Source organism: Flavonifractor sp. An91, from assembly GCF_002159225.1.
Lineage (GTDB): Bacteria > Bacillota > Clostridia > Oscillospirales > Oscillospiraceae > Flavonifractor > Flavonifractor avicola.
The window spans coordinates 44,928-54,567 of sequence record NZ_NFHA01000024.1 but is presented as its reverse complement, the minus strand read 5'-3'; the positions used below and the strand labels follow the sequence as shown (position 1 = coordinate 54,567).

Sequence of the window (9,640 nt, the reverse complement as noted above, 5' to 3'; positions counted from 1 at the left end):
TTTTTCAGGGCTTTTTAGCCCCGAACCGCTTGTTTCGGTTCTTTTTCAAGCTCGTTCACACCTTCCGGCGCGAACTCATTTAGTTTACCACGCACACTCGCGTTTGTCAAGCACTTTTTTCTGATCTCTTTCCGCAAGGCTGTCCAGGTTCCCCTCGGTTTCTTCCGGTTTTGGTCAGATTTTCATGCCCTCTCGCAAGGCGCTCAGTTAGAATACCACCCCTGCCCCCGTTTGTCAACACTTTTTTTCACTTTTCTTCTTTTTCTTTTCCCGTCCCGGATTTTTGGACAGCAGCCGCCAAGTCCTCATAGGAGAAGAGCGCATTAAGCACCTCCAGCATGGCATTGGGAGACAGATGTCCCGGCAGCTTCAGCTGCTTCATCAAGGTCTGTCTGCGCTCGGCTGATCCAGCCCCTCCAGACAGCCCCAGCAGCATCAGGTCCGCCTTGGTGATGACTCGTCCACACCGCACCGGCGGAGCATCTTCCTCCAAGAAGGTAGCCCCCGCCCGGCGGAGAGCCTGTTCCAGTACCTGGGGACGCATCCCTTCCACGCCCAGCTTGCCTTCCTTTCCCGGCGTACGCTTCCGTCGTTCCTTACCCAAGATATCAGGTACATAGGCGTGTTTCACCTGTTCCGGCGGAATGCTGCCCTTGAGAAAATTTCGGATGACAAAACCAGCCCCATCCGGATCGGTGAGGATGATAAGGCCCCGCTCCGCCGCCAAACGGCGGAACAGGGCCAGTTTCTCACTGTTTTTAAATACACCGAAGCCGGAGGTCTCCACAATAATGGTATCCACCATCTGAGAGAGGGTATTCTTATCATAACGCCCCTCTACCACAATAGCCTCTTTGATCCGCAGCATACTCAGCTCCAGTGCAGGCAGGCATATCCAACGTGCCAGCCGTCACCCAGGTTTTCCGTGTACAGAACACCGGGCCGGGCACTGCCCCGCCAAGGCTGCTGATGGACGTTCAGACGATCCAGCGGCTGATCAGACAGCCAGGCCCGTGCCGCACCGTTGCAGAGACATACAGTCAGCGCACCATCCTCCAGGCGAACCGCCTCCACCTCCAGGCCATCCAGCGGTTGGGTACTCAATCCCTCCGAGGGCAGTTCCCCCGCCTGGGCCGCCTTCCGCAGAACCTGCAGTTCGTCCCTCCGCACCGCCAGCAGCTTGCGGACCTGCTCACGGATGATCTCCATCTGATTCTTTCTGCGATTGGCGGTCAGGTACCACCCCGCCGCGCCGGCGGCGGCAAGCGCCACGCCAAAGATCGCACGCTTTTTCATGATCATCAGGCTCCTTTCTTTACGGCCAGCTCCATCAGCAGGCCAGTCAACAGTTCTTCTCCATCCGCGCCGGTGGATTTCATGGCCAGATCAACCTCACCACAGCGGATCACCGCCCGGCGGCACCAACCCAGAGAAAACCGCCGGGCTGACTGCATCATCCGTTCCGCCGGATAAGCCGAGCGCAGTCCCCACAGCTCCATCAAATAGCGGCTTCCCTTCCTGTGTTCCAGGGCCAGCCGGGCTGTATAGAGCTGCCGCAGCTGCTTGCCCAGGGCCGCCAGCAGCTTAATGGGAGGCTCCTGCATATGATAGAGGTCCCCCAGCACTGAGGCCGCCTTGTCAAAGTCTCCGGCGGAGATGGCATCGGTCATCTGGAACACCACCGCGTCAAGCTGGGGCGTGGCCACAGCGTCGATATCCTGTCGGGTAACCCGCCGGTGAGAGGCATAAGCGCCGATCTTGCCGATCTCCGAAATTAGAGTGTGCATCAGATCTCCACACAGGAAGATAAGATACTTGGCGTCCTCAGTACCGATATCATGGTCCATGGCCCGGAAACGCCGGGCGATCCAGTCCACCAGGTCCCCCTGCTCCTGCCGGTTGAAGGGCACTACACTGCCCTTCTCCTTGATAACACCGGCCAGCTTGGTACGGGCGTCTGATTTATATTCGATCAGGTCATACACAAAGACCAGGCACACATAGTCGGGCAGATCCTTCAAAATGGCAGTGAGCCCCTCCTTGTCCCCCTTAAAGAGATCGTAATCATTGACTACGATCATGGTACGGGGACTCATCATAGGCAGGCAGTCCACCGTCTGGGCCAGAGCCTTCAAATCAAACTCCTTACCCTGGATCACATGGTAGTTGAAGGCCTCCATTCCCGGAGGCAGCAATTTCTGCTTCATTTGTCCCAGATAGTAGTCACGCAGATAGGCCTCCTCGCCATGAAACACATAGAGGCTACCCAGTGTGCCACTTTTCAGATCCTGTTTCAGCTTCTGATAGGCAGCAGTATCTGGTTTTCCCTTTGGCGGCATGGTATCTTCTCCTTATTCCGCAGTAATGGTAACGGTCCCCGACCAGTCAGTGCGGTAAATCTGGCATCCGTGCTGGGACAGCCGGGCCAGAGTCTCCGCCGCCGGGTGACCGTAAGTATTGTATCCAACTGATATAACAGCCCATTCCGGCTGTATGGCCTGGAGCAATTCGTCCGACGAGGCGTATTTGGAGCCGTGATGGCCTGCCACCAGCAATTCCGTATCCGGCAGATCTCCGTATTTCACCAGCCGCCCCTCCACCGTGGTATCCATATCCCCGGTGACCAGGAAATCAAAGTCCCCCGCGCTGCCCAGCACCGACAGCCCCTCCTCGTTGCTGTCGCCGCTGCCCATGGGCGGATAGATTTTCAGGCTGGACTCGCCCAGCTCCGCGGTGGCCCCGTCGGTGACCAACAGAGTCTCCACTCCACGGGCTCGGGCGGCAGCCTCCACCTCTGCCCGCAGGGCACTGTCCGGCTCCACGTCAGGCAGAATCAGCAGTCCCACATCCATCCGCTCCAGCAGTTGAGGAATTCCGGATGCGTGGTCGTCGTGATAGTGGGTGAGGATCACCAGGTCGATGTGGCTCAGGCCCAGAGACTGAAAGTAATCCGCAGCGGTATTTCCCGCATCGTAGCCGCCGCAGTCAACCAGCGCGGTCTGCCCCCGGGAATAGAGGGCCACGCTGAGCCCCTGACCCACATCCAGCACCGACACAGTAAGCCTCCCGCCGGTGAGGGCGGCGGCCTGGAGGATCAGGGCGCCACACAGGGTGGACGTACTGAGACACAATGGCACCACCCCCCGCCCTCTTGGACCTCGCCAAAGCACCCACAGAAAAATAAGTCCATAAGTCAGAGCCATCCACAGAATCAGATAGATGGAATGGACGGCCACCGAGGCAAAGGGCAGTCCTGCCAGGGCTGCGGTAAGCCACTGGAGATACCACACCGGCAGAGAGACCACCCAGGCCATCACCGTGGCCACGGCAGGCAGCACAAGCCCCACCAGCGCCGTCACCAGCCCACCCAGGAAGGCATCGGACACCGCCCACAGGGAGAGCAGATTGGTAAGAGGTGAAATAAGCGTTACGCTGCCAAAATAGAAGGCCATCAGAGGCGTGGTGAACACAATGGCTCCCAACGTGGTGGCAACAGTGGCGATAATCACCCGGGCCACCCGGCAGCCCAGTTTGAGCCAAAAGTTCTGGGGCTTGCGGGGCAGTCTGCTCTCCCACTTCTCACACAAAGGCCCGGTAAACAGAAAGATACCGGCCACGGCGGCAAAGGACAGCTGGAGGGACACGCTGGCGGCGGCATAGGGATTGACCGCCAGCAGTATCATCAGCACGGTACTGAGGCTGGTAGGCGGATCATTCTCCCGGTCCACCAGCGGGGCAATCAGGAGCAAAGCCTGCATCAACGCCGCCCGCTGGACTGAGGGGGTGTTGCCTGCCACGGCGCTGAAAAAGAAGAGCAGGCAGATACCCACCACTGCCGACAGCCGCCTGCGGCGGCCCAACAATGTGGTAATCAGTCCGGCCAGGAAGGAGACATGGAGGCCGGAGACAGCGATCACATGGGCCAGTCCGGACCGGCGCAGGGCGCTGTACACCGCCTCAGGCAGTTCCGTTTTGTCTCCCGTCAGCAACGCGGTGACCAAAGGCGCGGTACTGTCCGGAAAAGCCCGGTCCACGCTGTCCTTCAGCGCCCCGCTGAACAGGGCGGGCCAACAGCCCACCGGAACCTGCTCCGGCCGTTCCGCCGTCCAGTCCTTCCCGCCACTGCCAATGAGGAGTACCCCTTTGGCATAATAGTAGCTGGTGCTCTCCCCCGCCATAGTGTCTGCCATACGGAAGGAGGCGGTCACTGTCAGCCGGTCACCGGGCCGCAAACCCATGGCCTCTTCCCCATTCAAATAGAGCAAGGTCTTGACCGGACTTCCATCGTCCCCATAGACCTCCGACATAACAGAAGTGCTGTAGCTGTTCTCCTGAGGCCAATCGGTAACCAGAGCCGTAACCGTCGTCTCTGTGCCGTTCAGCCGCAGCGCAGGTACCCGTACCAGAGCGCAGTATACTCCCGTCCAACACAGGCCCGCCGCCAAACCGAAGCAGATCAGCAGCGTCCGCAGACGGGCTTTGCCCCGAAGGAACAGTCCGGCCAGAGCTGCCAAACCACAGCACGCCCCCGCCGGCACCAGTATGGCTTCCGGCAGCAGATAAACCGCCAGAAACACCGCGCCGGAAAAGGCGGCGGCAAACCAGGCCAGCTTACGCATAGGGCATCCCAGCCATGCAGCGAATAGACTGAACATACATGGTCATCACCGTATCCATGATACCAAACTGAACCATACAGCGCAAGACATGACTCCATGCACAGTCACAAAAAATGCAGAACAGCCCCCGCCCTTCTAGGGCAGGGGCTGTCTTTCTATCTGGTTCTTATTTCTTCCGCAGGAAAGAGAACTTGGTCTCGGAGCAGATCACGCCCACAAAGATCAGGGCAAAGCCCACCAGCATCAGGGCGGTAGGCTGCTCGTTGGCAAAGATCATGGAGAAAATTACGCCGAAGGGAGCTTCCAAGGACAGGAGGACCGCCGCGGTGGAGGGGGCGGTGTATTTCTGGCCGATGTTCTGGAAAAGCAGTGCGCCGCAGGAAGCGAAAATCACCAGGTAGGCAAGGCCAAAGATCAGATCGCCGTTGAACACCTCGGGGCTCACCGAAGTTCTGGTAACCAGCACGCCGATCCAGGAAAACACGGCAAAGCTGGCAAACTGGAGGGTGGTCAGGATGAAGATATCCCGGCCCTCGGAGAACTTGGACACCGCCACGATATGGGCGGCAAAGAAGAAGCCGCCGATAAGGGTAAGTACATCACCCATATTGAAAGCGGAGGCGTTATCGCCGGTAACCGACACCAGACCAATGCCAATGATGCACAGCAAGGCGGCAATCACATTGAACTTGTCCGGCCGGCGCTTGGCCACGATCCAGTACAGGAAGGGGACAATGACGCAGTAGACCGCAGTAAGGAAGGCGTTTTTGCCGGGGGTGGTCTGTTCCAGGCCGTAGGTCTGGAAGGCGTAGGCCACAAACAAACAGAAGCCCATCACCGTGCCGCCGACCAGGTAATGGCGGTCCATCACCTTCCATCGTTTGATAAAGACCACCGCCAGCACAAGAGCGGCAAAACTGAATCGAATGGCCAGCAGCCAGAAGGTGGGCAGCACATCCACGCTGCTCTTCATCACTACAAAGGAACTACCCCAAATAATCGTAGCGAGGATAATCAGCGGGGTGGCGAACTTGGCCAGGACACTGCTTTCATTGGTTTGGCTCATGGTTGTACCTCTCCTTTACCTATGGTAAAATAAAATGTAATCCCAACAAAGGGGGGCATCCAAATGAAACCGCTGGATCGGACCTTTTTTGCCCGGGACACCTTGGATGTGGCCCGAGATCTGCTTGGAAAACACCTGGTCCGGATATGGAACGGGGAAACGCTGGTGGGTCGCATTACAGAAACCGAGGCCTATATTGGCCGGTGCGACAAGGCCTGCCACGCCTATGGCTACCGCCGAACCGCCCGGACCGAGACTCTCTTTGCCCCGCCTGGCACCGCATACATCTACCTGATCTACGGGATGTACCACTGTCTCAACTTTGTGACCGAGGCGGAAGGGGAGCCTGCTGCCGTCCTGCTGCGGGGTCTGGAACCGGTGGATGGGTTGGCTCGTATGAGCCTCAACCGCTTCGGCAAAATGCCCGGAGAGCTGACTTCCTATCAAAAGAAGCACTTTCTGGATGGACCGGGCAAGGTGTGCAAGGCCCTGGCTCTTACCCGTGCCCAAAACGGTCTGGACCTGTGCGGCCAGGAGTTGTTTCTCTGTGACGCAGGCGAAACACCCGCTGTCATCCATACCGGCCCCCGCATCGGCATCGATTACGCTGAGGAGGCCGTTCAATTCCCCTGGAGGTTTTATGTATGATCCTGTTTGACTTTGACGGCACCCTGGTGGACTCCAACGGCGTGTGGGAGGAGGTGGACAACACCTTCCTGACCCGCCGGGGGCTGACCCCCACCCAGGAGTACAGCGAGACGGTGGGCCACTCCATCTTCCCTCTGGCTGCCCAGTTCACCATCGATTACTACCACCTGGACACCACGCCTCAGGCCATCATGGACGAGTGGACCCAGCTGGGCCGGGAGGCCTACCTATCTCAGGTCCCCGCCAAACCGGGAGCTCTGGCCTTTCTGGACCAGTGCCGGCGGCAGGGGCAGACCATGGTATTGCTCACCGCCTGCGTGCCCGAATTCTGTCGGGCCGCCCTAAAGCGGCTCAATATGGAGGACTACTTCTCCCACCTTATCTTCGTCCAGGAGCTGGGTATGCTGAAGAAGGACCCGGCCACCTTCGTCCATGTACTGAAAGAGCTGGGAGCCACGCCGGAAGATAGTACCCTCTACGAGGACTCTCCCGGCGCCTGCGCTGCCGCCAAGGACGCGGGGCTGACCGTAGTAGGGGTGTACGACCCTTTTTACGCCCGGTACGAGGGCGAATTGAAGGAGCTGTGCCATCAATACATTTATAGCTTTACGGAATTGCTTCAGCCGTAGCATTTCTCCGGGCCGCCTTCCGGCGGCCCGGTTTTCTTATACCTTGGTCATATACTGGGAGGCAGATTTCAGCATCAGCTTTTTGGTACCCACGCTGTCGAAGGCGATCTCCACCAGGGCGTCGCCGCCCATGGGAGTCACCTTGGTGATCAGGCCCTGACCGAAAGCCTTGTGCCGCACCGTATCGCCCATGCGGAAGGCTCCGCCGGACGGGGCAGCCTGGTTTGCCGCAGGCGCCGCAGCGGGCTGAGCTGTCGGAGCCGTATGGCCCAGGGAGAAGCCGTGGTCGAAAGTGCGGCGCACTGGCGCGGTCTTGCGGGCAGGCCGCTCCCCCTCACCCCGTTCGCCGTAGGGCAGGCGGCCGGACTTCTCCACCAGTTCCGGTGGAATCTCCCCCAAAAAGCGGGAGGGACGGTTGGAATTGGTGCGGCCGAAGAGCATACGCTGGGAGGCACAGGTCATATACAACTTCTCCTTGGCCCGGGTCATAGCCACATAGCATAGCCGCCGCTCTTCCTCCATCTCCTCTGGCTCACCGATGGCACGGATGCCGGGGAAAATACCCTCTTCCACGCCTACCACAAAGACCACCGGGAACTCCAGGCCCTTGGCGGAGTGCATGGTCATCATGACCACGCAGTCCTCGCCGGAGTCGTGGCTGTCAATGTCGGTATAGAGGGCGATCTCATCCAGGAAGCCTGCCAGAGAGGGCTCCTCCACCGCATTGTCCAGGTAATTCTGGATGGAGGTGGCCAGCTCCCGCACGTTCTCCAGTCGGGTGCGATCCTCAATGGTCTTTTTCTGCTCCAGCATGACGGCATAACCGGTGCGTGCCACTACCTCTTCGTAGAAGGCAGGCAGCGGCAGCTCCCGGGACAGTTTCCGCAGATCGTCCATCAGTTCCACAAACTGGCCCAGCTTGGGAGCCGCCTTCTGCAGCTCCGGCCAATCCTTGGCGTGGCTGATGACCTCCCACAGGGACCTGCCCTCAGCCTGGGCAATGTTCTGCGCCCGGTCCACGGTGGTGGCGCCGATACCGCGGGGCGGATTGTTGATAATGCGGGAGAGCCGCAGATCGTCGCCGGGGTTGTTCACGGCGCTCAGGTAGGCCAGCATATCCTTAACCTCGGCACGGTCAAAGAACCGGATGCCGCCGATGATGCGGTAGGGAATACCGTTGCGCTTGAAGGCCTGCTCGATCTGGTTGGACTGGGCATTCATACGGTAGAGCACCGCGTGATCTTTCCAGCTGCGCCCGGCGGAAAAGCCTGCCAGGATCTGAGCCGCCACATACTGGGCCTCGTCGTGCTCATTCATGGCGGTATAGCACTGGATCTTCTCGCCCTCTTCGTGCTGAGTCCACAGTTCCTTGCCCTTGCGGCCCTCGTTGTTCTTGATAACTGCGTTGGAAGCCTCCAGAATGTTCTTGGTGGAGCGGTAGTTCTGCTCCAGCCGGATCACCCGGGCACCCTTATACTGGCTTTCAAAGGAGAGGATGTTCTCAATGGTGGCGCCCCGGAAGCGATAGATGGACTGGTCGTCGTCACCCACCACGCAGATGTTCTCATAACCTCCCGCCAGAGTGGAGGCCAACAGATACTGCAGATTGTTGGTATCCTGATACTCGTCAATGAGGACGTAGCGGAATTTCTTCTGGTAGTAGGTCCGTACCTCCTCAAACCGCTGGAGCAGGCGCACCGTATCCAGGATAATGTCGTCGAAGTCCAGGGCATTGGCTTCCTTCAGCCTCCGCTCATACTCCACATAGATCTTGGCCATCTTCACCAGGCGGAAGTCTCCCGCCTTCTCGCACTGGGCCAGATAGTCCGCCCCGGACAGCATGGCGTCCTTGGCACGGGACAGGTAGCCCAGCACCGTGCGGGCAGAGAAAGTCTTGTCGTCCAGGTTGAAGTCCTTCACAATATCCTTGATGACCCGCTCGGAGTCGGCGGTGTCGTAAATGGTGAAGGAGCTGGTAAAGCCCAGTCGGTCGATGTCCCGCCGCAGGATACGCACGCAGGCGGAGTGGAAGGTGGAGGCCCACACGTCGTTGGCGGCGGGGCCCAGCATCCGCTCCAGCCGCTCTTTCAACTCTCCGGCAGCCTTGTTGGTGAAGGTGATGGCCAGGATGGACCAAGGCACCGCCGGGTCCAGGCGGCACAGCCGCTCCTGCTCTCCTTTCTTCTCCGGATCGGGGCGGGCCACATACTCCTCCAGGAAGGCCAGATCCTCCGGCGTCACCCAGGCAGGCACTTCGTTGGAATCGGAGCCCCGACCGTACTTCATCAGGTTGGCGATGCGGTGGATGAGCACCGTAGTCTTTCCGCTGCCCGCTCCTGCCAGCAGCAGCAGAGGCCCTTCAGTGGCCAGAGCCGCTTTCCGCTGTTCCGGATTCAGATTTCCAAACTCCAGTTCGATGGCCGCCCGCCGGGCCTTGCAAAAGCGCAGTTCCTCTTGGGTATTCAACATATCGTTTTCCTGTCTCCTTGGCAATGGGAGAGCCGCCCACAGGTGGACGGCTCCCTTTTTTGGTATCTCTATTGTATCGAAAAGCGGCGGCCAGGTCAACCACCCCCAGGGGATTCTTTTTACCGTGATGGACTCTTTAAAGTGCTATAACTTTATAGTGCAAAAGTCTTAAGGATGTGATATAATGTGCCTCGCGTGCAATGCATCGG

General features: G+C 59.0%; 8 protein-coding genes. 2 read left to right on the top strand and 6 right to left on the bottom strand.

Translation table 11 applies throughout. The features are described from left to right. Window positions 1-247: 247 nt before the first annotated feature. The 5 genes from B5G42_RS13000 to B5G42_RS12980 form a co-directional block, all read right to left on the bottom strand. Window positions 248-868 carry a toprim domain-containing protein gene (locus B5G42_RS13000; RefSeq protein WP_087271197.1) on the bottom strand — a complete coding sequence of 207 codons (621 nt, stop codon included), beginning with the start codon at window positions 866-868 and terminating at the stop codon, window positions 248-250. Window positions 869-870: 2 nt separating this feature from the next. Beyond that, a complete protein-coding gene (locus tag B5G42_RS12995; RefSeq protein ID WP_087271200.1) occupies window positions 871-1,296 on the bottom strand; it encodes a toxin-antitoxin system antitoxin subunit in 426 nt (141 codons plus the stop codon). A gap of 5 nt (window positions 1,297-1,301) precedes the next feature. Beyond that, window positions 1,302-2,339 carry a DNA polymerase III subunit delta gene (gene holA / locus B5G42_RS12990; protein ID WP_087188679.1) on the bottom strand — a complete coding sequence of 346 codons (1,038 nt, stop codon included), beginning with the start codon at window positions 2,337-2,339 and terminating at the stop codon, window positions 1,302-1,304. Between the two features lie 12 nt (window positions 2,340-2,351). Then, window positions 2,352-4,619, bottom strand: coding sequence for a DNA internalization-related competence protein ComEC/Rec2 (locus B5G42_RS12985; RefSeq protein WP_087271195.1), 2,268 nt, complete (start codon window positions 4,617-4,619; stop codon window positions 2,352-2,354). Between the two features lie 166 nt (window positions 4,620-4,785). After that, on the bottom strand, window positions 4,786-5,685 hold the full coding sequence (locus tag B5G42_RS12980; RefSeq protein ID WP_087271192.1) for a DMT family transporter: 900 nt from the start codon (window positions 5,683-5,685) through the stop codon (window positions 4,786-4,788). Window positions 5,686-5,748: 63 nt separating this feature from the next. Here B5G42_RS12980 and B5G42_RS12975 point away from each other — a divergent pair, with 63 nt between their 5' ends. Together B5G42_RS12975 and B5G42_RS12970 are read left to right on the top strand one after the other, a co-directional pair. Next, on the top strand, window positions 5,749-6,333 hold the full coding sequence (locus B5G42_RS12975; protein WP_087188682.1) for a DNA-3-methyladenine glycosylase: 585 nt from the start codon (window positions 5,749-5,751) through the stop codon (window positions 6,331-6,333). Beyond that, a complete protein-coding gene (locus B5G42_RS12970; protein WP_087271189.1) occupies window positions 6,330-6,962 on the top strand; it encodes an HAD family hydrolase in 633 nt (210 codons plus the stop codon). The genes B5G42_RS12975 and B5G42_RS12970 overlap by 4 nt, the downstream gene beginning before the upstream one ends. A gap of 36 nt (window positions 6,963-6,998) precedes the next feature. On the opposite strand, the gene B5G42_RS12965 is transcribed toward B5G42_RS12970, so the two are convergent. Next, complete coding sequence (locus B5G42_RS12965; protein ID WP_087271187.1) at window positions 6,999-9,431, bottom strand: ATP-dependent helicase; 2,433 nt, start codon at window positions 9,429-9,431, stop codon at window positions 6,999-7,001. Window positions 9,432-9,640: the final 209 nt, after the last annotated feature.